Below are 22,913 nucleotides of genomic sequence, written 5' to 3' on the forward strand. Positions count from 1 at the left end.
CCGGTTCGCCTCCTCACACAACCGTCATCTGACCGGCATAAAGAATAAAGAAACGTAAAACCAATACGCCAAACAAACTCAAGCCGGATACCGTCACTAGAAATGAAACCCGATGGCGCATTCCATGGCTACAAAAACGGTTTAAAACTAATGGCAGCACCATGCCGCAACCGATAACCCAGAACCAAAACATCGCGGCCCAAAAACCACCGCCCAACGCGACAGCGACCGCGACTTCTTTCTGACCACCGCCGAACCACAGCCCGGTGAAGAATGCTAGCAGCAGAAATAGCTCCAACCACACCACCGGTTTTTCCAGCCGATGAACAAATGCCAGTGCCGGGCTATCTATGGGTTCTTTAAAAAAGGTCACTGCGCACAACACCATGGCGGCAATACCCGAAGAAACGCCGGAGAACAGAAATAACACCGGCAATACCGGATTATTCAACAAGGGGTAACTCTTCAGGGCCGATAACAGGAAGCCGGTATATGCCCCCAACGCCACAGCCAGAAACATCATCAATGGTTCCAACTTGCGTTCAATCGGTGCCAGTTTATGCAGTACCGTGCCAACCCAATTCAATTTGCGGTAAGGCTGTAATAACGCCGTCAGCCCGTGGCGAAATATCACCGCCAGCCAGACCAACAGCACCACCATATAAATTTGAAACAGCATGACACCCAATGACATCACCGAGCTGGTACTGTAGAAAAACATCAGCTTCCAGAAAGTCCACGGCCGGGTAAGGTGCAGTATCAAAATAAACAACCCCATAATCACCGCTAAGGGCGCCATCATAGCGGTCGATTTAACTAACCCACTGCGCGCCGCCTCACCGCCCAGAACCCGTTGCTTAACCAATAGGCTAACTACCACCATGCCCGCCGATACTCCTATCAAAAACAGATAGATGGCTATCGGCCAATCCCACACTAACGAGGCAAAGTGAAACGGGGTATTCAGTTCAGGATTCATCCGGTTATCTCCCCATACTGAAAGGGAACACGATACAATTTCGGTTGTGTCCCAAGATGTAACTTGGCGCGATACACAGTGCGCTGATGCAATAATTTCACCAGTTCACTGTTAGGGTCGTCCAAATTGCCAAAGGTGAGTGCCTTGGTTGGGCACGACAAGACACAGGCGGGCTGTTTACCCTGCTTTAGATTAGTTTTCCGACAAAAATCGCATTTATCGGCAGTTTTCGTCACCGGATGGATAAAGCGCACCCGGTACGGACAGGCGGCGATACAGTACTGGCACCCTACGCAGAGGTCGGGATCGACATCAACAATCCCAGTCCCGCTATCGCGATACGAGGCTCCGGTTGGGCACACATCGACACAGGGCGCCTTATCGCAATGCTGGCAGGAGTGACGATAGAACTGATATTTTACAGCAGGAAACTCACCGATCGGTTGGCTACGGATGATGTTTAACCGTGAGACCCCAGCGGGTACATGATTAACCTCACGGCAAGCATCCATACAGGCCGTGCAACCAATACAACGGGTTTCATCATGTAGCATCCCGTAACGAATGCCATCAACAGTGCCGCTGAGTGCCAGTGAACGTCCAGCAGAACCGGTCAGGAAAATCAGCGCCCCCATACTGGCGATAAAGTGACGACGGTTCGTATTCATGGTGTTTCCTTCGATATCAGCTCCTGCTGACGGCGATGACAGTCAACACAGAGTTTGACCCGCCCTTTATCGTCAAGGCCATGCATCGGGTCGGTTTTAGGATGCAACTGATGACAACTGACACAAGAAAGCTTCAACATGTGCACATCATGGGGCCAGAACGCCTCGCGTAATTTCTCCGGCAGATGGCAGCTCATGCAGACACTGTTTTGTTGTGAGACGCTGTACATCGCTTTATCGGCATTAAACATATCGCGGTTAAAACGCATCACATCTTTAATACCATTACGGTGCAGCACCGATGCCTGCCCATGGCAGTTGGTACAGGTTAAGGCCAACTGCGTATTCGGATTTACCGCGCCAGCATGTTTGCCATGCAACTCATCTTTTTGTTCTTTATGACATTGGATGCAAGCAGCATCCGGGTTGCGCTGCGGCTCAACAATATGGCGCAACGCGGGCATTTTCGCCGTCGTGTTCGGTGTTGTGGCGAGAGTGGGCAGCGTGCACAGAATCAACACTACCAGCAGCGCGGCTGAACCGAATGAACGTAAAACGCGCATAGTTATTCCACCTTTGCTATGGCCCAATCTGGGGCCGTTTGTCTCTGGAATAGATCCGGTGAGCGTATTGTCACACCGGAACGCCTCTTACTGGCTCAACCGGCCCGCTTTTCTGGCTTGATCATCCCAGGCTGGTACCACTTGTTGCAGAAACTCCTGCTTCTCGCGGTTCAGCTTATCCATATCCATTCCCAGCGCTTTCTGGGCATTGAGTTTGGTCGAAATATCCGGCAGCGGAATTTCGTGGCTAATCCCTTTTGTCGCCAGCAGACGTGCAAGTTTGGTGCGGGCATCGGCAGCTTTATTCAACGCGCCCCCCAATACACGCAGACCAACATCCGGTGCATGCATATGAATACCGTGGGAAGCAATGGCATAATCCCAGCGCCATTGGGCATGGCGGATATCTTGCAGAATAGGTTGCATTTCTTGTTCGGTTGCCCCGGCATTCCAAGCAGCTTTTGCCTCGTAATGCGCGTGAACCAGTTGTTTCTCAACATTCAGTTTTAACTCCTGAATGCTGGCTTTGCGTTCAGCAACAATATCTTGCAAGGTTTTTTTATCCTGGGTATGGCAGTTAACACAGGTAGTTTCAAAGCTATCAAACGGGTTGCGGATCTGGTGGTCGGTATACACCTTACCTGCCGCATTTTGGATTTTCGGCATATGGCAATCGATACAACTGACATTGTTTTTACCGTGGATCCCCGCACGCCAGGTTTCATACTCAGGATGTTGGGCTTTCAACATCGGGGTTTTTGACAGCGGATGAACCCAATCGGAGAAAGCGATTTCATCGTAATACTTCTCCATTGACGCCACATCAGTGCCTTGATCCCATGGGAATTTCACCGCTTTATCTTTACCGGCGAAGTGGTACTCAACATGGCACTGGCTGCACACCATGGATTGTTGATCCAAGCGGCTGGCATGTTCGAAAGGTTTATTGATAGATTGCAAAGCACGCTCAGCATAGGGCCGGGAGAGGACTAAAGCTGGCTTCCCGGCAGCAAAATCAGCAGAAGCGGTATTATGGCAATCGGCACACCCCAACTGATTGACGACTTCCGGGCCACCTCTGGCCCAAGTCCCTTTGAAATACCCTTCTTCACCTTGTTCATTGATCAAGCGGGCAACATCCGGGCTTTTACAGCTCCAGCAGGCCATCGGCAAGGGGCCATCCTCTGCGGTCTTCGGTGCTGCGGTACGTAAGGTTTCCCGCACATCAGTGACAGCATAATAGTGCCCACGAGGTTTGTTATAATCTTTGGCAAACGGATATCCGGCCCAAAGGATCACCAAATTGGGGTCATCCGCCAGCGCATCTTCTCGTGGCCCACTCTCTTTGGTTTTCAGCCATGAGGTGAATTGGTCAACATGCTGTTCAGCGAATTTATCGTTGCGGGCCTCAATCGGCGGCGTAGGTGCCGCCGACAAAGAAAATACCGCGCCTATTGCCAAAAGAGCCATTATCCCTACCAACACCTGTCTTATAAATTTGCTCACAATATTTACTCCAGTGTGTTTTTCCATACCGGACGCTATCAGTGCCCGCACCAGATGGTTTTTTTATTTTTAAACCCGCAATCAGGTGAGAAATAGCGAGCCAGGAGGCGAAGCATGACTGATATCACCCTGTGGGTTAGGCAGATAGTAAGGAGGATTTGCAGCAAATGATTTGTAGTAGTAAGAATGCTTGTTTTAGATCAAACAATTTTTGTGTGGGTATTCGCTTTTATGAACCAGCTCAAAAAAAAAGCATCTCATCGATCAATTTTTACATAAAAGTCAATCATATACCTCTTTGTAGGTATACCAAGACCATTAGAGCTCCTCGCTACGTAAATATAAGGGCTACCAGTTTCACAACTCACTTCAACCGCCAAGATATAGGTAACCAGCAACCACAACACAATCAGGCAAGCGAGTATCACTTGCATCATAACTTTCGATTTATTTCGAATTGCTATTTTATTTGCTATCGATCTCAAATGCCGGATCGCTATCCGGGCTGCAAAAATGGTGCAACCAGGGGTTTCCATCATTCTCGACAGTGGCAGTACCACATTAAATGTTGCGCAAGAGCCGGCAAAACAAGATGGAATAACGGTACTGACCAATAATCTGCCGGCTGCCTGGGCACTTTCCAGCAATAAAGAGATTACGTTAGTGATATGTGGTGGTACTTTTCGCCATAAAACCCGTTCATTCCATGGTTCCCATACTGAATCTGAGTTGATGGTTAATCAATATTCTCGCTAATGGGGCGATTCACACGGGATACGGCATACCAGACGGCATACTGAATAATTTTGTTTGGGATAAGTAACTGGGGGAAAAACAAGAGGATAAAGAGAAATGATGGCGGAGGAGGAGAGATTCGAACTCTCGAACGGTTACCCGTCGACGGTTTTCAAGACCGTTGCCTTCAGCCACTCGGCCACCCCTCCGCAACGAGCCGAACTATAAACAGAGCTCTGCCGCTTGTAAAGCCTGTTTGTGCTTAATTGACCAAAAAATCCGCTAGCTGATTGTCGAGTGCTGAATTTATCGTCATCCCTTATGCTAACTGGCCATTAGGCGTACAGCAGCCGGTTTATTTACTCTCGCACAGATGGCACCTCACCAAATAACAGCAGAGACTTCTTTGGGGTAGTGGCAAATATTTGCTAAATTAGCGGCCGTTTCATTGATTGAATTACCGAGGTTGTATGTTGGAGTTTAAAGGCCAGGTTATTGATACCGATGCACAGGGTTATCTGAAAAATAGCACGGACTGGAGCGAGGCTTTAGCGCCCATACTGGCTGAACAGGAAGGGATTATACTCACTGAACCACATTGGGAAGTGGTGCGCTTTGTGCGTGCATTTTATCAAGAATTCAATACATCACCTGCAATCCGCATGCTGGTAAAGGCCATGGCACAAAAGTATGGTGAAGAGAAAGGTAATAGCCGATATCTGTATCGTTTATTCCCCAAAGGGCCAGCAAAGCAAGCAACCAAAATTGCAGGATTACCCAAACCCGTTAAGTGTATTTAACGACAGATAACAGTATTTAACGACGGATAGCTGTGTTCTGGTACTGCTCGTGAGTTAATAGCGGATGTTAAATTTTTCAAACGCGGTGCTCGGATAAGGTTCCGTCAGCAGGCGATCCACCCGCGCACCGCGTGGCCCCCCCTGCTTAATCCACTCCAGCAGGTGTTCAACCGCATGTTGCTCGCCGTAAGCCACCACTTCCACACTGCCATCATCACAATTTTTAGCGTAACCCGTCACACCCAGCGCTTGTGCCTGACGTTGCGTGCTATAGCGGAAACCCACGCCCTGAACAACGCCATAAACATAGGCGGCAGTGCATACTTTTGGCATATAGACTCCTCATCTACGTGATAATTTGCATTTTCCGGCTCATACTCCGACAATACTGCTCTTTTTTACCTAGCTGGCAGCAACTTAATTATGACCGTAAGCCTGATTCTTGCCAAAGGACGTGAAAAGTCCTTACTTCGTCGCCATCCGTGGATCTTCTCTGGGGCCGTTCAACGCCTTGAGGGGAGTGCCCTGCCCGGTGAAACCCTCGATATCCTTGATAGCCAGGGTAAATGGCTGGCCCGTGCCGCCTACTCTCCTGAATCACAAATTTTGGCACGAGTCTGGACGTTCCAACAAGATGAAGTTATTGACCGCGAGTTCTTCATCCGCCGTCTACAGCAAGCGCAGAGCTGGCGTGATTGGCTGGCAAAGCGTGATGGTTTGAACGGCTATCGCCTGATCGCCGGTGAGTCTGATGGCCTGCCGGGTATCACCATAGACCGCTTCCAGAACTTTCTGGTATTGCAGTTACTGTCGGCCGGCGCTGAATATCAGCGGGAAACGCTGGTTAGTGCCTTACAACATTGTTACCCAGAATGCTCTATTTATGACCGCTCCGATGTTTCCGTACGTAAAAAAGAAGGCTTACCTCTGACGCAAGGTACAATCAGTGGTGAAATGCCGCCTGACCTGCTGCCAATAACCGAAAACGGCATGCAACTGTTGGTTGATATTCAGCACGGCCATAAAACAGGATTTTATTTAGATCAGCGCGATAGCCGCCTGGCGGCGCGTAACTACGCCGATGGTCGCCGTGTTCTGAACTGTTTCTCTTATACCGGTGCCTTTGCTGTCGCAGCGCTGATGGGAAATTGTAAGCAAGTTATCAGCGTTGATACGTCACAAGCTGTACTGGATATAGCCAAACAAAACATTGAACTCAACCAGTTGGATTTGAGCAAAACCGAATTCATTCGGGATGATGTGTTCCAATTGCTGCGTAACTACCGCACGCAAGGGGAAAAGTTTGACATGATCATTATGGACCCACCGAAGTTTGTGGAGAACAAAAGTCAGTTGGCAAGTGCGTGTCGTGGCTACAAAGATATTAATATGTTAGCGATACAATTATTGCGCCCAGGCGGGATCTTGTTAAGTTTCTCCTGCTCTGGTTTGATGCCAACAGATTTATTCCAGAAAATTTTGGCCGATGCTGCGTTAGATGCAGGGCATGATATACAATTTATAGAACAGTTCCGTCAGGCAGCGGATCACCCGGTTATCGCGACATATCCAGAAGGTCTGTACCTGAAAGGGTTCGCGTGCCGGATAGTATGACTTGAAATGCCCTACACTGCCCTCATATAGAAGGCAGAGTAATGTTTCTCAGGAGGTTATCATGATTGCCAGCAAATTTGGTATTGGGCAGCAGGTCCGCCACAGCCTACACGGCTATTTGGGTGTAGTGATTGATATCGATCCTGAATATTCTCTCGAGCCACCGGAACCTGATGAGGTTGCAAACAACGCTATGTTGCGTTCGTCACCTTGGTATCACGTGGTTATTGAGGATGATGAGGGGCAACCGATACACACCTATCTAGCTGAAGCGCAACTAACCTATGAAGATATGGATGCTCACCCAGAGCAACCTTCATTGGATGAACTGGCGGCGTCCATCCGCCATCAGCTACAGGCTCCGCGTCTACGCAACTAAATCTTGAGATTTATCGATAAAACCCGGCGCTTAGTACCGGGTTTTTTATCGCCAAAATTAGCAACGTCGCGTATCACTGTTTTTCTAATCCCAGGCGCGGTATTTCAATCTTCGGACAACGGTCCATCACCACCTTTATTCCCGCATCTGCCGCCAAGGTAGCCGCCAACTCATTAATAACACCAATTTGTAACCACAGAACCTTGGCGCCGATAGCAATAGCATCTTGCGCAACGCCGTATGCAGCCTCGGCATTACGGAAAACATCCACCATATCGATAGCATGAGGAATATCCGCCAGTTCTGCATATGCCTGCTGGCCCAATAATGATTTCCCCGCCAATTTAGGGCTAACAGGCGTGACTTGATACCCCTGCTGTAGCAGATAAGCCATAACACCATAACTTGGCCGCGATGGGTTATCACTCGCCCCGACTAATGCAATTGTTTTTACCTGTTGGAGAATGTCAGCAATATCTTTATCGTGCATTTTTCAGTTCCTCTGATGCGCTAAAAGAATATCCCAATCCATGTGCACCCGGAGGGATACTACCAATATTAGGCGATCCTCTAAGTGTACATCATGGGGAAAATGGATCATAAATGCGGTCAGATTGATTTGGTTTAAGAGATGTCGCAGTAATTACTGTTAGAGTGCCGGCTTTATCCTTATAATTCATCAGGATAAAAACGTTATATTTATACTGATCATTTCAAAAAGTAAATAAATGTGGGCGAACGGAAAGACTTTGACACATAATCTAGCCTGTCTGACAATGTACGCGGATATCACCCTCAGGAGCAGCACATGAAATTTGGTCTGGTGGTCGTAGGGATTTTGGCCGTTTGCTGTAGTGCTTCAGCTATCGCCACGACCTTAAAACTCGCGCCGGAAATTGACCTGTTGGTGGTCGATGGGAAAAATATGTCAGGATCCTTGCTAAAAGGAGCCGATAGCTTGGAATTAAACAGCGGTCAGCATCAAATTCTGTTCAAAGTGGCTAAACCACTGCCAGCCGATCCGAAAGTGTTGTATGCCTCTCCGCCATTAGTGGTGGTGTTTAATACCCGCAATGTTCGTTCAGTCGCCATAAAATTACCGGTCATTGATACCGAACGAGATGGGCATAAGTTTTCTAAAAACCCGGTATATCAGCTTATTGGAGATAATGGCCGCCCATTATCTGTGCGCCACGATGTATTACATCAGGACAATCTCAACACTGCCAGCACACTTGAAACTGCAATGGCCAGTTATAATGTTGGCCAATTTAGTGCTTCAGTTCCCTCTTTTGCCACCATTCCACCGTCAACTGTGAGTGCAGTGCCGGGGACCACTATTGCCGTGGCAGGGACAAATACCGCGCAGAATACCACCAGCCTGCAAGGGGAAAATGTTGCCGAACAGATGCTGCAATATTGGTTCCTGCAAGCCAACGCCGAAACTCAACAACGCTTCCTACTCTGGGCTAAAAAGCAACCGGGCAAATGATCCGTTTACGATAAGGCGGTTCTTAAACATCAGGTTATGCTTGTTTCCTCGCATTTCTTTGCGTTACCGCTATGCACAAAATCTCTGTTTCAGTAATCTGTTAGCAAACCGCTAGCATTTATTGAAGGATATCTTGATGGAACTGACTACCCGCACTATTGCGGTACGCAAGCATATTGCCCTTGTTTCCCACGATCACTGCAAAAAATCGCTGCTCGAATGGGTTATGGAAAATAAACAACTGCTGTCCCAGCACGAACTTTATGCCACAGGTACCACCGGAAACCTGGTACAAAAAGCCACCGGCATTGACGTTAACTGTTTACTAAGTGGTCCGATGGGGGGAGATCAAGAAGTGGGTGCGCTGATATCAGAGAAAAAAATCGATATTTTGATTTTCTTCTGGGACCCACTGAATGCTGTGCCGCATGATCCCGATGTGAAAGCCCTACTACGTCTGGCAACAGTCTGGAATATACCTGTCGCCACCAACCGCTCGACCGCAGACTTCTTAATTGGTTCTAACTTGTTTAGCAGCGAAGTTACCATCGCAATCCCTGATTATGATCATTACTTAAAACAGCGACTGCAATAAGCATTACGCCCGGTGCCACAACCACCGGGCGTAATGTATGCGATAGCTCCGTTAAGGTTTACGCTGAACAGGAACACCTAACTCGCTAAGTTGCTTAACAAAAATAGAGGGTTTTGCTGTATCTTGCAGTAACCAGACCTGGTGCTTCGCACGAGTCATTGCGACATATAATAAACGCCGCTCCTCCGCATCTGGGAAATCTTCCGGTGCCGGTAACAGCACATCTTCCACAATTGATTCCCGCGCTACTGCCGGAAAACCATCATTACCTTCATGCAGCCCTGCAATAATCACATAGTCGGCTTGCTGCCCTTTACTGGCATGGATAGTCATAAAATCAATCGTCAGTTTTGGCCAGCGAGTTGCCGCTTTTTGCAAAATCTCAGGCCGTAAATGGTGATAGCGGGCCAAAATCAAAATGCGCTCATCATCCTTAACAAAACCGCTTAATTTATCCAGCAAGGTGTCAAGCTGTTGGTCCGGTAAAATGATGACTGACTTTTTGTTACCTTTACTCAAGCTGTTAAGTGGCTTTTTCAATTGATGTGGGTTTTGCTGAATAAACCGGTTCGCAATTTCACCGATCCTATCATTAAAGCGGTAAGTGGTATCCAAGGCACATTCAGCCCCTTCACCGAAGTACTGGCTAAAAGCTGTAGTGAGCGAGAGCTGCGCGCCACTAAACCGATAAATCGCCTGCCAATCATCACCCACCGCAAATAAACAGGTTTGCTTATTTTGTTTGCGCAGTGCTGCCAGCACCATAGCGCGTTGCGGTGAGATATCCTGAAACTCATCCACCAAAATATGCTTCCACGGACTAACAAAACGCCCTTTATCCAGTAAGTTAACTGCCTGATGAATCAAGCCGGAGAAATCAACTGCACCTTCTTCTTTCAACGCCGTTTTCCACGCTTTCAATAACGGTGCCATTAACCGTATACGTTTCTGGAAGAGATCACGCACTTCTTCATCGGCCTGCTCAATCATTTCGGCTTGACTACCACCGTGCATTCGCATCAGCCCTACCCAACGCTCCAGCCGCCCCGCCAATCTGCCTGCTAAACGTTTATCTTGCCAAAACTCACCCTCATCAACCTCCCACTCAAGCTCATCAGTTAGCCATTCACGCCACCCTTTTGCCTGCGCTTTTTTCTCACTACACTGCTGTTGCCAATTCTTAATCAATAACGATCTTCTGGCCTGGCTGTCTGATTCTAATTTACTGATTAGTGGTGTTTTACGGCTGCCTTGCTGGATAATCTGCAATGCCAGTGCATGGAAGGTTTTAGCCTGAATATCATCCACAGCTAACCGTTGCTTAATGCGATGATTCATCTCATCAGCCGCCTGACGGCCAAATGCGAGCAGTAAAATCTGCTCCGGTAATGCTTCATTACGGCGTAACAACCAACCGGCACGGGCTACCAGCACCGATGTTTTACCACTGCCGGCACCTGCCAGAACTAATACCGAGTCTTCGCCATTAACCACCGCCCGGCTTTGCGATTCATTCAGAGGGGAGGTTTCTACACTTTGGAAGAAATCTTGATGCTCTTCCAACATTCGGTTGGTCCATTGCTGATTCCGGCGTTCTACACTGCGACTACCTTGCTGCAACCAGCGCAAACAGATCTCATAATCTGCACGACAGGTCTCAAATTCGTTCAACCGCTGCACCGGTATTGGCAATGAGGCGAAAGCCTCGCGAATAGAGTGCTGCACCTGTCCTAACTCACTGCGTTTAAACCATTTATCCTGTTGCTCAATCCGCTTGATTGATTCCACTTGTTTATGTAAAACCTCAACACAAACCAAGCTCATCTCTTCACTCCATTGCTGCCAGATGCCCAGTAAATGTTGATAGAAACGTTGAGTTTCCTGCCATTCGGTGCCATGTAAACGGACAACTTGTTGGTCTGGCAATTCAAATTCCAGTTCGCCCCAGACAATACCGCGCTTACATTCAATGTTAACCAACTGGTTAAAAGGAATTAGGTACTGATGTTTATCACCGCATACTTCGATGCCAGCATTGAGCAAGCGCACCCGGTTGTAAGGGTGCTGAGCCAAATGCTTGCCAAAAGATGTCGCTTTAAGTTCCATATCTGCGCGCCATTACTCGTATTAAGTGAATTGAAATAACACAATGGAGTGTAAATAAAATAATTGAGTTTAAACAACAGGTATCCGATAGTTGACAACGGAAACTAACCCGCCCTATTCATATAGAATGGTTGGCGTTTGTTATCACTCATCCGCGTTGCGGTTTTTTTATTCAGCTAGGCAGATAAATCACTATGCGTACTGTACTGAATATTCTTAATTTTGTTTTAGGTGGTTTCTTCACCACACTGGGCTGGCTATTCGCCACAGTCGTCAGTGTCGTTCTGATTTTTACCTTACCATTAACGCGCTCTTGCTGGGAAATTACCAAATTATCATTTCTTCCATATGGCAATGAGGCGATCCATGTCAATGAATTATACCCAGAAAAAAGTAATGCTCTGATAACTGCAGGCGGCTCGTTACTGAATATTGTCTGGTTCATTTTATTTGGTTGGTGGCTGTGTTTATCCCATATCGCCACAGGGATTGTGCAATGCATAACCATCATTGGTATCCCGGTCGGTATTGCCAATTTTAAAATTGCTGCTATTGCTTTGTGGCCCGTGGGCCGCCGTGTCGTTTCAGTCGAAATGGCACAGCAAGCGAGAATGGCTAACGCTCAACGCCAATATCAGCAACGCTGAATTTTCAGTTTTAGAGGTTTTTTGTGCTCACTTTCGTCACTGGTTTACGCCGTTATGTCTACAATAGTAGCCTGCTTTATCATGCCCGTATTTTTATCGCGTTGGCGGGAGTAACGGCGGTTCCGTGGTGGATTGGTCAGCCCAAACTGACAATTCCGTTAACACTCGGTGTCGTCGCGGCAGCACTTACTGATCTTGATGACCGCCTGACAGGGCGATTACGCAATTTATTCATTACGCTGATCTGTTTTTTTGTCGCCTCCGCATCGATAGAGTTGTTATTTCCTTATCCCTGGTTTTTTGCCCTCGGTCTGACCTTTTCAACCTGTGGTTTTATTCTGCTGGGGGCTTTGGGGCAACGCTATGCAACCATTGCCTTTGGCGCATTGCTAATTGCTATCTACACCATGTTGGGTACCTCGATGTACCATATCTGGTACCAACAGCCGCTACTGCTGCTGCTCGGAGCTGTTTGGTATAACGTACTGACCTTGTGCGGACACCTTATTTTCCCTATCCGCCCCTTGCAGGATAATCTAGCTCGTTGCTACCAGCAGCTTGCTCACTATTTGGAAGCAAAAGCTAATCTCTTCGATCCTGATATCGAATCTGATGTCGACCAGCCTCTTATTGATGTGGCGATGGCCAACGGCACACTGGTATCAACCTTAAATCAGGCCAAAGCCTCACTGGTGACTCGCTTGAAAGGTGATCGGGGCCAGCGTGGGACCAGACGGACACTTCACTACTATTTTGTCGCACAAGATATTCATGAACGCGCCAGCTCGTCACATGTCCAATATCAGGTTCTACGAGAGAAATTCCGTTACAGCGACGTACTATTCCGCTTTCAGCGCTTACTGAGTATGCAAGCCAGAGCCTGCCTGCAACTTTCGCAATCCATTCTGATGAGACAAAAGTATCAGCATGATCCTCGCTTCGAGCGAGCCTTTACGTTTTTAGATGCGGCACTGGCCAGAGAACTCGCGCAAAACGAGAATATCCCGCAAGTTAAAGCCCTTTCCCACTTACTGAGAAATTTACGGGCTATTGATGCCCAATTGGCGGGAATTGAATCCGAACAAGTATTAGCCGAAGGCCCTCAGCCCGAGAGCCGTTTGTCTGACGACCACATTACCGGATGGAGTGATATCAAGCTGCGTATCAGCCGCCATCTCACCCCACAATCTGCACTATTTCGCCACGCAGTTCGCATGTCAGTGGTGCTATGTCTCGGTTATGCGTTTATTCAACTAACAGGCATGCGCCACGGCTATTGGATCCTACTGACCAGTCTTTTTGTCTGCCAACCTAACTATAATGCGACGCGCCGCCGCCTTGCATTGCGTATAATTGGCACGCTAGCGGGTATTCTTATTGGTTTGCCTATCCTGTATTTTGTGCCTTCCATTGAGGGGCAACTCATCCTTATTGTCATTACCGGGGTGCTATTTTTTGCTTTCCGTAATGTTCAGTATGCTCATGCAACGATGTTTATTACCCTGCTGGTTTTGCTCTGTTTTAACCTATTAGGGGAAGGATTTGAGGTTGCCGCACCTCGGGTATTTGATACCCTGCTAGGCTGTGCCATCGCCTGGGTAGCGGTGAGTTTTATCTGGCCGGATTGGAAGTTCCGCCACCTCCCTGCGGTGGTTCATAAAACGCTGAATGCCAACTGCCGCTATTTGGATGCAATTCTGGTGCAATACTATCAAGGCAAAGATAATAGCCTGCCCTACCGTATAGCCCGCCGTGATGCACATAATTGCGACGCGGAGTTAGCCTCAGTGATCTCAAATATGTCTGCCGAACCCAAAAATGACAAAGAAACTCAGGAGGCAGCATTCCGATTGCTCTGTCTGAACCACACGATGCTGAGCTATATATCCGCGCTGGGTGCTCATCGAGAGAAACTGAGCAACACCGCCACCCTGAATCTGCTTAATGATGCGATTTGTTATGTCGAGGGTACACTTGAGCAAGAGCAGCCTGACAGCGCGAAAATGGCCCAGGTGCTAGCCAGCTTATCTACCCGGCTACAGAACTGTAATCCTGAGCCGGAGAGCAAAGACCAATTGGTTTTACAACAAATAGGTTTATTGCTTGAACTGTTACCTGAACTCAGTGAACTGAATAGGCACATCAGCCAGACTAATTAAGATTGGGGCCATTCCCGATGGCCCCGCTATGCTGTTTCAAACTGCGTAATGTTGGGCGAACGGATGTGTATCTCAAACCATTCAATAAGTTCACTACGCATCAATAAAGGCAGCACAGCATAATGGTGGCCACTTATCGCCCCAGCAAGCGCCAATAATACATTAACCCCGAGTGAGCGCCTTAATGCACGTAACTTCAGATAACAGCATTTGGCCCCTTCACGCCGCAGTTCCGCCGCATTCTTGATGCCGGCTTTCCACAATAGTCGTTCAAGGCTGGCACTGAGATTCGGCAAATCTTTCAGACGAACTGTTGGCCCTTTTTTGCTTAAAATCTCAGCTTTCGCCCCTTGATAAGCGCGTGTAGCAAAATGACTTAGTGTGCACTCATCACTCCATAATGCAGAGTCTACCCAATAATAACGCAGCAATACCGGTAACCCGCGTTTAGCGTAGACAAAGTTACTCATCCCCCGACTGCGGAATAGCGTTTCTATCTTATTATTAGCGCGTAAATACAGTTCGCCGTCCGAAATCACCGCAAACATAATGCCGTTCGCCAATAGGCCATAGCCACCAAATTGCGAACGAACTGTGATCTTGCCTAAAAAATCGAAACGATCCTGTGCTTGCATGATTTTGTTTTCTGATGCGTTTTCCATAACTACTCCTTTAGTAAAAATCCAATCCAACGTCCCTATCCAGTTGCAATAAGTGTAAGAGGAACAACCAATTAAAAAATACGCAATATGGATTACCTAGCCAAACACAAAATGAATTTGCACGGATTTACATCACAATTATGCGAAGCGTCTTGTAAAAATTTAGTTGATCTTCGAACAAACAGTGACTACTGTATATGCATACAGCACACTACAGGCGAGGTTCATAATGCGTACTCAATCACTAAAACCTTATAATGCTAATTATCATTCTCTTATTAGCCGTGAAACACCGGAAAGAGCTGATGCTCCAACAGATAGTGGCCTTATCAGTGAACTTGTGTACAGTGAAAACCAGCCTGCGGTAACTCAGTTATTGCTTCCTTTATTGCAACAACTTGGTAAGCAGTCTCGGTGGCTTTTATGGCTGGCCCCACAACAGAAATTAAGTCGTTTATGGTTACAGCATTCAGGCTTACCAATAGATAAAGTCGTTCAGTTACGGCAAATCAATCCATTGTCGACTGTTGATGCAATGGAGAAGGCATTATTGACGGGAAATTACAGTGTCGTTCTTGGTTGGCTACCGGAGTTGTCAGAAAATGATCGAATCAGATTACGTTTGGCAGCAAAGTTAGGGAATGCTTATGGGTTTGTTATGCGTCCGTTGAATGACATAAAACTGAACCAAGGACAGTGCGCAACGTTAAAAATTCATTCTTCTTTGTATCATTAAGTAAATTTAGGATTTATCCCATGAATTATTACAATATTTAGCGCTTACTCCTGTAAAACCGGCATAAAGCGAGTCAGAATGCGGCTTGCAGCAGAAAATAACGTCTAGAAAACGCGGGTTTTTACCGCTAAATCGTTAAAGATAATGCACTATTTCGCTTTTTTTTCAGGCGGTTTATCACATCACACTTGTAACTTTCTCGCCACGTTGTAGACTTTACATCGCCAAGGTTGCTCTAAAACGCCAAATTATACTGGCAGCGTGATTAACGGGAGCGTTAAAACCTTGGCGAAGAATTTTAACCAAGGGCTTAGCTTTTTAAAGCTCATTGCCTATTTGGATGATAACGAGGCGTAAAATGAAAAAGACAGCTATCGCATTAGCAGTGGCACTGGCTGGTTTCGCTACAGTAGCGCAAGCCGCACCGAAAGATAACACCTGGTACACCGGTGGTAAACTGGGTTGGTCCCAGTATCAAGATACTGGCACTGGCGGTATCTATGGCAACGTTGGCAACGACGGTCCTACCCATAAAGACCAACTGGGTGCTGGTGCGTTCTTGGGTTACCAAGCAAACCAATACCTGGGCTTTGAAATGGGATACGACTGGCTTGGCCGTATGCCTTACAAAGGCGACGTAAATAACGGCGCATTCAAAGCACAAGGCGTACAGCTGGCTGCTAAACTGAGCTACCCAATTGCTCAGGACTTGGACCTGTACACCCGTCTGGGTGGTCTGGTTTGGCGCGTAGATTCTAGCGCTTACGATGCTCCTACTGATAGCCGTGCTAGCAACCATGACACCGGTGTTTCTCCACTGGTAGCGCTGGGTGCAGAATATGCATGGACCAAAAACTGGGCAACCCGTATGGAATACCAATGGGTTAGCAACATCGGTGATAAAGCTACCGTTGGTGCTCGTCCAGACAATGGCATGCTGAGCCTGGGTGTTTCTTACCGTTTCGGTCAGGAAGATGCAGTAGCGCCAGTAGTTGCTCCAGCACCAGCTCCAGCTCCAGTTGTTGACACTAAGCGTTTCACACTGAAATCTGACGTGCTGTTCGCTTTCAACAAAGCAACTCTGAAACCAGAAGGCCAGCAAGCTCTGGACCAACTGTATGCACAACTGAGCTCTATCGATCCTAAAGACGGTTCTGTAGTTGTTCTGGGCTTCGCTGACCGTATCGGTCAACCAGCACCGAACTTAGTTCTGTCTCAGCGTCGTGCTGACAGCGTGCGTGATTACCTGGTTTCTAAAGGTATCCCTGCTGACAAAATCACCGCTCGCGGTGAAGGTCAAGCAAACCCAGTTACTGGTAACACCTGTGACAACGTGAAACCACGTGCTGCTCTGATCAATTGCCTGGCACCAGATCGTCGCGTAGAGATCGAAGTTAAAGGCTACAAAGAAGTTGTAACTCAGCCACAGGCTTAAGTTTACTCCTTTCGTAAAAAACCCCGCATTGCGGGGTTTTTTTTGTCATCAATGATAACAAACCAGGCCACATCTCTTTTCTTAATGGCTCTATATCAATATCAACTTTTATCTAATTCATACCAAGACAGGTTAAATCTCTTTACCGAGAATATCCTGTAAGTCCTGTTTCAAAGATGACATCTGGTTGGCATATTTCTCTTTACGCTCAGCATCTTCAATTAACTGCACCACTGTATCTGACAGAGTATTGCCACGGCGCCGGGCTAGAGCTGCCAAACGCTGCCAAACCAGAAATTCCAGATCGATCGACTTTTTGCGCGTATGCTGATGCTCAGCATTGAAATGGCGCTTACGTCTGGCGCGGATAGTCTGCTTCATCCGCGTCGCCAGTTGTACGTTCATATGAGTGTCAATCCACTCCAGCACCTTTACTGGTTCACTTTCCAGTTTCATCAATTGCTCTACTGCGTCTGTAGCTGCACTGTTTTCAATGTGGCGGGTAATGGCTTCACCTTCACGGTGTTTTTTTACCAAATACGCCCATTTCCAACCACTTTCCAGATTTTCCAGTTGTTGATATTTCATCGTGAGCTCTTTAGTGACCGTGTAACTTAAGTCAAGCATAACAGTTTTACGCAGAATTTCACCCTACTAAAAGCCTATGATTAGTTTGTTTTTTGTACGGAATACTGCCGATGTCTTACTCCTTGCTACCAACTGCCACTCTACGTATATGCAGCCTGCTTTATTCTTGTATAATCGCCCTTTCCCTTTTTGACGATTGCATCTATTACTTTGACCAATAACCGACTTGAATGGCAGTCAATGCTGCCGAACGCAACGCCCTATGAAGCGTTATTTACTACTGCCTCCCAGTTGGAGCCGGTTTCTTTCTCGGCGATTCAGCCCCGGTTAGAGAATGGCATGACGCTATTTTGTCATCCACAATCTCAACCGCGTTTTATGCTGATTAAAGCACAGGAGAGTACTGAGTATCTGGCATTGATCGCGCAGGCAGTTAAAGAGCTGCAACCTGAAGCCTCTGCCGTGTTTGGTGGCGATTATCAGATTGATACCAATCTAGTGACCTGGCAGCCGGCACAACGTGGTGACGAGCCTTTTGCGGCACATTCACGCTGTCTCTATCAGGAATGGATAGAACCAGAACAACTGTTTGGTTGTGTTAGATGGCATAAAGATCAAATCAGTCTGCAACCCGGCTTGGTTCATCAGGCTAATGGCGGCATATTGATCCTGTCAGTACGGGCATTACAAGCTCAACCACTGATGTGGCTGCGTCTGAAACAGATGATTGTCCAGCAGCGCTTCGATTGGTTGTCACCTGATGAAACTCGCCCTCTGCCAGTACACATTCCCTCTATGCCACTGGATCTGCGCCTGATTCTCGTTGGCGACCGTCTGGGCCTTGGCGATTTCCACGATATGGAACCCGAGTTAGGTGAATTGGCTATCTATGGCGAGTTCGAAGTCGAGCTGCCGCTGGTCGATATCGATGGCATGACCCTATGGTGTGGCTATATCAATGCGTTATTGCAGGAAAAGCAGTTGCCATCTTTATCTGCCGATGCCTGGCCAGTTCTGTTTCGTCAGGCAGTGCGCTACAGCGGTGATCAGGGCAGTCTGCCGCTGTGCCCAGTATGGCTAACTGGCCAGTTGGCAGAAGCAGCGCTGTATGCTGAAGAAGAGTCAATTACAGCCAATGCGCTGGACATTGCCTTGAATGCCCGTGATTGGCGTAATAGTTATCTTGCTGAGCGGATGCAAGATGAGATTGAACTAGGGCAAATTTTGGTTGATACCGAAGGGTTAGTCGTCGGTCAGATTAATGGTTTGTCGGTACTGGAATACCCAGGTCACCCTTATGCTTTTGGCGAACCTGCACGTATCAGTTGTGTGGTTCACTTGGGTGATGGCGAGTTTGTTGACGTTGAACGTAAAGCAGAACTGGGCGGTAATCTACATGCTAAAGGCATGATGATTATGCAAGCATTCTTGATCTCAGAATTGGAACTTGATCAGCCGCTACCCTTCTCGGCTTCGATTGTTTTTGAGCAATCCTATGGTGAGGTCGATGGTGATAGCGCATCACTGGCCGAGCTTTGCGCCTTGATCAGTGCCCTTTCGCAGCAGCCTATCAACCAGCAAATTGCGGTCACAGGCTCTGTTGATCAGTTTGGTAATGTGCAGCCTATTGGCGGCGTAAATGAAAAGATCGAAGGCTTCTTCGAAGCTTGTCAGCGTCGCGGGTTGACGGGCACTCAAGGGGTGATTCTACCGACGACCAATGTCCGTCATTTATGCCTGAATCAGGCAGTGATTGAGGCGGTACAAAATGGTCAGTTCCATCTCTGGGCGGTTGATAGCGCCGCTGAAGCACTGCCGTTATTGACAGGCATGGTGTATGCCGACGAGCAGCAACCAAGCCTGTTAGGTATAATTCAAGAGCGAATCTCACAGGTTAATCCGCAGGACAGACACCGTTGGCCTTGGCCATTACGCTGGCTAAACTGGTTCAACCAGGGCTGATCGGACTTGCTCAGCGTACAGGTGTACGCTATTCTGCGCACTTCACTAAAATAAGGCTTACTGAGAACATGGTAGATAAACGCGAATCCTATACAAAAGAAGACCTTGAAGCATCAGGCCGTGGCGAACTGTTTGGCGCTGGCGGACCACCATTGCCAGCAGGTAATATGTTAATGATGGACCGTGTCGTCAAGATGACAGAAGACGGCGGTACCTATGGCAAAGGTTATGTGGAAGCGGAACTGGATATCAATCCAGATCTATGGTTCTTCGGTTGCCACTTTATCGGTGATCCTGTAATGCCAGGCTGCCTGGGCCTTGATGCTATGTGGCAATTGGTTGGGTTCTATCTTGGCTGGTTAGGTGGCGAAGGCAAAGGTCGCGCGCTGGGTGTCGGTGAAGTTAAATTCACCGGTCAGGTACTGCCTGAAGCCAAGAAAGTAACATATCGTATTAATTTTAAACGCGTTATTATGCGTAAATTAATTATGGGTGTCGCGGACGGTGAAGTTTTGGTTGATGGCAAAGTGATTTACACTGCCACCGACTTGAAAGTCGGTCTGTTTAAAGACACCAATACTTTCTAATATCTGTTATCCCTGTGCAGGGGCAGTTACTCCCCTGCACCATAATAATGATGCCACGAGGCATTTTTTTTAACCCAGGTGACTACAATAAATGTAGTCACCTGTTGAATGTTAATTTTCAGCCCACGCTCAGCCAAAGCCACAATAATGATGTGAGGAATGGAATGCAAAGAACCCGCCTTGAAGACATGCCTTGCCCGGTTGCCCGCTCTCTTGAACGCGTCGGCGAATGGTGGAGCATATTAATCATCCGCGATGCCTTTCAAGGATTAACGCGGTTTGATGAATTTCAGCAAAGTTTGCAGCTATCACCCACTATCCTCACCCGCCGCCTAAAGTATCTGGTGGAAAGTGGGATCCTTGAAAAGCGGCTCTATAATCCGCGTCCTGCCCGCTATGAGTATTTACTGACTGAGCGTGGCAATGATTTTTTCCCAGTGATGGCGGCACTATTCCAGTGGGGTAATCAGCATTTTGCACCACTTGGTCCTGCGGTAGTACTCGCAGATCGCCGTACGGGTAATCCGGTAGAAACTATTTTACTGGACAGAAATACCGGGCAACCTATTTGTGCACAAGATGTCACTCTTGCGGCAGGCTCCGTCAAGAGCGATATAATTAATAAACGGTTGGCACTGATGCATGGCAAACAGTCAATAGATACCAGGCAACAGTCTCACTCAATTAAGTCTCAAAAGGAAAAACAATGAATACGCGCCGTGTAGTAATTACAGGTATGGGTGTGGTTTCCCCGTTAGGCTGTGGTAGCGAAACTGTTTGGCAACGTTTGCTGGCAGGGCAATCCGGCATCCGTATTCTGCCGGATGAGATTGTCGGTGATTTGTCAGCTAAGATTGGTGGGCAAGTGCCTACACTTGATGCAGACTCAGAGGCAGGCTTTGATCCTGATAAAGCTGTTGCGCCAAAAGATCAGAAGAAAATGGATCGTTTCATTGCGTTTGCGATGGCGGCGGCAGATGAAGCTATTACCCAAGCCGACTGGCATGCTGACGATGTAGAAAAACAGGAACGTACCGCTACCGTGATTGGTTCTGGTATTGGTGGTTTCCCTGCAATTGCCCATGCCGTACGCACCACCGACACTCGCGGGCCAAAACGCCTCTCCCCTTTCACCATACCTTCATTTTTGGTGAATTTGGCTGCGGGTCATGTTTCTATTAAACATCATTTTAAAGGGCCAATTGGCGCGCCCGTCACCGCTTGTGCGGCGGGAGTGCAAGCTATTGGTGATGCGGTGCGGATGATCCGCAACGATGAAGCGGATGTTGCCTTATGTGGTGGCGCTGAAGCCGCGATTGATAAGGTCAGTTTGGCTGGTTTTGCTGCAGCTCGTGCTCTATCAACCGGTTTTAATAGCACACCTGAGAAAGCCTCCCGTCCCTTCGACAGTGCTCGCGATGGTTTTGTGATGGGGGAAGGTGCCGGTTTACTGATTATTGAAGAATTGGAACATGCTCTCGCCCGTGGCGCACAACCGTTAGCTGAGATTGTCGGCTACGGTACCAGTGCCGATGCCTACCATATGACCTCTGGAGCTGAAGATGGTGATGGCGCATATCGCGCAATGAAGATCGCTTTGCGCCAGGCTAAAATTAAGCCAGAACAAGTTCAGCATCTTAATGCGCATGCAACCTCAACTCCGGTGGGGGATCTTGGCGAAATCAATGCGATTAAACACTTATTTGGTGAAGGTAATACCTTAGCCATTACCTCAACCAAGTCAGCCACTGGGCATTTGCTGGGGGCGGCTGGCGGATTGGAAACCATCTTCACGGTACTGGCACTGCGTGATCAAATTGTGCCTGCCACTCTGAATTTGGAGAATCTGGATGCCGCGGCCAAGGGGTTGAATATTGTGGCAGGTAAAGCCCTCCCCCATGAGATAACCTATGCACTGTCAAATGGCTTCGGTTTTGGCGGGGTTAACGCGAGTATCTTGCTAAAACGCTGGGCTGAATAATTTGGTCAGACCTCGATGAGTTGACGCCAGTCAATGATTCGGGTGAGCGAATGCAGCCAACAATGCTGCAGCGACAAGTACCACCTGTATTACTCAAAGTAATTGGTGTTGCAGCTAGGCGGCAAATGAGTGAATCCCGATGAGTTGACACTAGTCAATGATTCGGGTGAGCGAATGCAGCCAACAACGCTGCAGCGACAAGTACCACCTGTATTACTCAAAGTAATTGGTGTTGCAGCTAGGCGGCAAATGAGTGAATCCCGATGAGTTGACGCCAGTCAATGATTCGGGTGAGCGAATACAGCCAACAATGCTGCAGCGACAAGTACCACCTGTATTACTCAAAGTAATTGGTGTTGCAGCTAGGCGGCAAATGAGTGAATCCCGATGAGTTGACACTAGTCAATGATTCGGGTGAGCGAATGCAGCCAACAACGCTGCGGCACCAAGTACGAAGAGTAAAAATGAAAACCTCCGCAATATGCGCATAAAGCGGAGGTGATCCCTTAGTCTGACAGAGAGCCGCTTAAGCGGTCACAGCCCTGTCCTCCATGGCTTGTCGCCAACCTCCTAACCAATGCGATCTGGCGTCTAAAGCTTGATAGGGACAAATTTCCCTTGAACGCCCTGAAATACCTGCTTGATACCCGCGTGACAACGCCCTTTCCAGGCGATCTCTTTTCTGTCTCTTCATGCCTCGTTTCCCTCATCTTTCGGTC

Annotated in this window: 24 protein-coding genes and 1 tRNA gene; 14 read left to right on the forward strand and 11 right to left on the reverse strand. The window is 47.9% G+C overall.

All coding sequences use genetic code 11. The annotated features are described in order from the left end of the window. Positions 1-13: 13 nt before the first annotated feature. The 4 genes from nrfD to nrfA all read right to left on the reverse strand — a co-directional run bounded on the left by nrfD (position 14) and on the right by nrfA (position 3,680). Positions 14-979 carry a cytochrome c nitrite reductase subunit NrfD gene (gene nrfD, locus Q2T72_RS13425; protein ID WP_083158486.1) on the reverse strand — a complete coding sequence of 322 codons (966 nt, stop codon included), beginning with the start codon at positions 977-979 and terminating at the stop codon, positions 14-16. After that, complete coding sequence (nrfC, locus tag Q2T72_RS13430; protein WP_083158485.1) at positions 976-1,647, reverse strand: cytochrome c nitrite reductase Fe-S protein; 672 nt, start codon at positions 1,645-1,647, stop codon at positions 976-978. Before nrfC ends, nrfD begins: the two co-directional genes overlap by 4 nt. Further along, on the reverse strand, positions 1,644-2,210 hold the full coding sequence (gene nrfB, locus Q2T72_RS13435) for a cytochrome c nitrite reductase pentaheme subunit (protein ID WP_083158484.1): 567 nt from the start codon (positions 2,208-2,210) through the stop codon (positions 1,644-1,646). Before nrfB ends, nrfC begins: the two co-directional genes overlap by 4 nt. Positions 2,211-2,297: 87 nt before the next feature. Continuing rightward, positions 2,298-3,680 (reverse strand): ammonia-forming nitrite reductase cytochrome c552 subunit, encoded by a 1,383-nt coding sequence (gene nrfA, locus Q2T72_RS13440; protein WP_372569891.1) that lies wholly within the window; start codon positions 3,678-3,680, stop codon positions 2,298-2,300. A 510-nt stretch (positions 3,681-4,190) separates the two neighbouring features. Here nrfA and Q2T72_RS13445 point away from each other — a divergent pair. Beyond that, complete coding sequence (locus Q2T72_RS13445; RefSeq protein ID WP_372569892.1) at positions 4,191-4,472, forward strand: hypothetical protein; 282 nt, start codon at positions 4,191-4,193, stop codon at positions 4,470-4,472. Positions 4,473-4,572: 100 nt separating this feature from the next. Here the strand turns inward: Q2T72_RS13445 and Q2T72_RS13450 are convergent. Further along, a tRNA-Ser gene (locus tag Q2T72_RS13450) sits at positions 4,573-4,660 on the reverse strand. A 261-nt stretch (positions 4,661-4,921) separates the two neighbouring features. Here Q2T72_RS13450 and tusE point away from each other — a divergent pair. Next, complete coding sequence (gene tusE / locus Q2T72_RS13455) at positions 4,922-5,251, forward strand: sulfurtransferase TusE (protein ID WP_083158481.1); 330 nt, start codon at positions 4,922-4,924, stop codon at positions 5,249-5,251. Positions 5,252-5,305: 54 nt separating this feature from the next. Here the strand turns inward: tusE and yccX are convergent, their stop codons facing one another. After that, positions 5,306-5,584, reverse strand: a complete 279-nt coding sequence (yccX, locus tag Q2T72_RS13460; RefSeq protein WP_083158480.1) for an acylphosphatase — start codon at positions 5,582-5,584, stop codon at positions 5,306-5,308. Between the two features lie 90 nt (positions 5,585-5,674). Between yccX and rlmI the strand changes: the two genes are divergently transcribed. After that, positions 5,675-6,865 (forward strand): 23S rRNA (cytosine(1962)-C(5))-methyltransferase RlmI, encoded by a 1,191-nt coding sequence (gene rlmI / locus Q2T72_RS13465; RefSeq protein ID WP_083158479.1) that lies wholly within the window; start codon positions 5,675-5,677, stop codon positions 6,863-6,865. A 61-nt stretch (positions 6,866-6,926) separates the two neighbouring features. Next, entirely contained in the window at positions 6,927-7,244 is a 318-nt protein-coding gene (gene hspQ / locus Q2T72_RS13470; protein ID WP_083158478.1) for a heat shock protein HspQ, read from the forward strand. 73 nt (positions 7,245-7,317) lie between these two features. Here hspQ and Q2T72_RS13475 read toward each other — a convergent pair whose 3' ends face one another. Further along, entirely contained in the window at positions 7,318-7,734 is a 417-nt protein-coding gene (locus Q2T72_RS13475; RefSeq protein WP_083158477.1) for a CoA-binding protein, read from the reverse strand. Positions 7,735-8,052: 318 nt separating this feature from the next. Here Q2T72_RS13475 and Q2T72_RS13480 point away from each other — a divergent pair, with 318 nt between their 5' ends. Both Q2T72_RS13480 and Q2T72_RS13485 read left to right on the forward strand, forming a co-directional pair. After that, positions 8,053-8,736 (forward strand): DUF2057 family protein, encoded by a 684-nt coding sequence (locus Q2T72_RS13480; RefSeq protein WP_193784636.1) that lies wholly within the window; start codon positions 8,053-8,055, stop codon positions 8,734-8,736. Positions 8,737-8,872: 136 nt separating this feature from the next. Continuing rightward, a complete protein-coding gene (locus tag Q2T72_RS13485; protein WP_083158476.1) occupies positions 8,873-9,331 on the forward strand; it encodes a methylglyoxal synthase in 459 nt (152 codons plus the stop codon). Positions 9,332-9,382: 51 nt separating this feature from the next. On the opposite strand, the gene helD is transcribed toward Q2T72_RS13485, so the two are convergent. Continuing rightward, on the reverse strand, positions 9,383-11,437 hold the full coding sequence (gene helD, locus Q2T72_RS13490; protein ID WP_372569306.1) for a DNA helicase IV: 2,055 nt from the start codon (positions 11,435-11,437) through the stop codon (positions 9,383-9,385). Positions 11,438-11,631: 194 nt separating this feature from the next. On the opposite strand from helD, the gene Q2T72_RS13495 reads away from it, so the two are divergent. Continuing rightward, positions 11,632-12,084 carry a YccF domain-containing protein gene (locus tag Q2T72_RS13495; RefSeq protein WP_083158474.1) on the forward strand — a complete coding sequence of 151 codons (453 nt, stop codon included), beginning with the start codon at positions 11,632-11,634 and terminating at the stop codon, positions 12,082-12,084. 23 nt (positions 12,085-12,107) lie between these two features. Beyond that, positions 12,108-14,243, forward strand: coding sequence for a YccS family putative transporter (gene yccS, locus Q2T72_RS13500; RefSeq protein WP_083158473.1), 2,136 nt, complete (start codon positions 12,108-12,110; stop codon positions 14,241-14,243). Between the two features lie 26 nt (positions 14,244-14,269). Here yccS and Q2T72_RS13505 read toward each other — a convergent pair whose 3' ends face one another. Beyond that, a complete protein-coding gene (locus Q2T72_RS13505) occupies positions 14,270-14,905 on the reverse strand; it encodes a TfoX/Sxy family DNA transformation protein (RefSeq protein WP_083158472.1) in 636 nt (211 codons plus the stop codon). Between the two features lie 229 nt (positions 14,906-15,134). Between Q2T72_RS13505 and sulA the strand changes: the two genes are divergently transcribed. Continuing rightward, complete coding sequence (sulA, locus tag Q2T72_RS13510) at positions 15,135-15,641, forward strand: SOS-induced cell division inhibitor SulA (RefSeq protein WP_083158471.1); 507 nt, start codon at positions 15,135-15,137, stop codon at positions 15,639-15,641. A gap of 358 nt (positions 15,642-15,999) precedes the next feature. Further along, positions 16,000-17,076, forward strand: a complete 1,077-nt coding sequence (gene ompA / locus Q2T72_RS13515) for a porin OmpA (RefSeq protein WP_083158470.1) — start codon at positions 16,000-16,002, stop codon at positions 17,074-17,076. A gap of 132 nt (positions 17,077-17,208) precedes the next feature. Here ompA and matP read toward each other — a convergent pair whose 3' ends face one another. Next, positions 17,209-17,664 (reverse strand): macrodomain Ter protein MatP, encoded by a 456-nt coding sequence (gene matP / locus Q2T72_RS13520; protein WP_083158469.1) that lies wholly within the window; start codon positions 17,662-17,664, stop codon positions 17,209-17,211. 210 nt (positions 17,665-17,874) lie between these two features. Here matP and Q2T72_RS13525 point away from each other — a divergent pair, with 210 nt between their 5' ends. The 4 genes from Q2T72_RS13525 to fabF all read left to right on the forward strand — a co-directional run bounded on the left by Q2T72_RS13525 (position 17,875) and on the right by fabF (position 22,194). Further along, positions 17,875-19,626, forward strand: coding sequence for a Lon protease family protein (locus Q2T72_RS13525; protein WP_193784635.1), 1,752 nt, complete (start codon positions 17,875-17,877; stop codon positions 19,624-19,626). Between the two features lie 68 nt (positions 19,627-19,694). Then, positions 19,695-20,213 (forward strand): bifunctional 3-hydroxydecanoyl-ACP dehydratase/trans-2-decenoyl-ACP isomerase, encoded by a 519-nt coding sequence (gene fabA / locus Q2T72_RS13530; protein WP_083158467.1) that lies wholly within the window; start codon positions 19,695-19,697, stop codon positions 20,211-20,213. Between the two features lie 164 nt (positions 20,214-20,377). Further along, positions 20,378-20,923, forward strand: coding sequence for a winged helix-turn-helix transcriptional regulator (locus Q2T72_RS13535; protein ID WP_372569307.1), 546 nt, complete (start codon positions 20,378-20,380; stop codon positions 20,921-20,923). Continuing rightward, complete coding sequence (gene fabF / locus Q2T72_RS13540; protein WP_083158465.1) at positions 20,920-22,194, forward strand: beta-ketoacyl-ACP synthase II; 1,275 nt, start codon at positions 20,920-20,922, stop codon at positions 22,192-22,194. The genes Q2T72_RS13535 and fabF overlap by 4 nt, the downstream gene beginning before the upstream one ends. 526 nt (positions 22,195-22,720) lie before the next feature. On the opposite strand, the gene rmf is transcribed toward fabF, so the two are convergent. Beyond that, on the reverse strand, positions 22,721-22,888 hold the full coding sequence (gene rmf / locus Q2T72_RS13545) for a ribosome modulation factor (RefSeq protein ID WP_005170911.1): 168 nt from the start codon (positions 22,886-22,888) through the stop codon (positions 22,721-22,723). Between the last annotated feature and the right edge of the window lie 25 nt (positions 22,889-22,913).

This window comes from Yersinia sp. 2466 StPb PI (assembly GCF_041538325.1).
GTDB lineage: Bacteria > Pseudomonadota > Gammaproteobacteria > Enterobacterales > Enterobacteriaceae > Yersinia > Yersinia enterocolitica_E.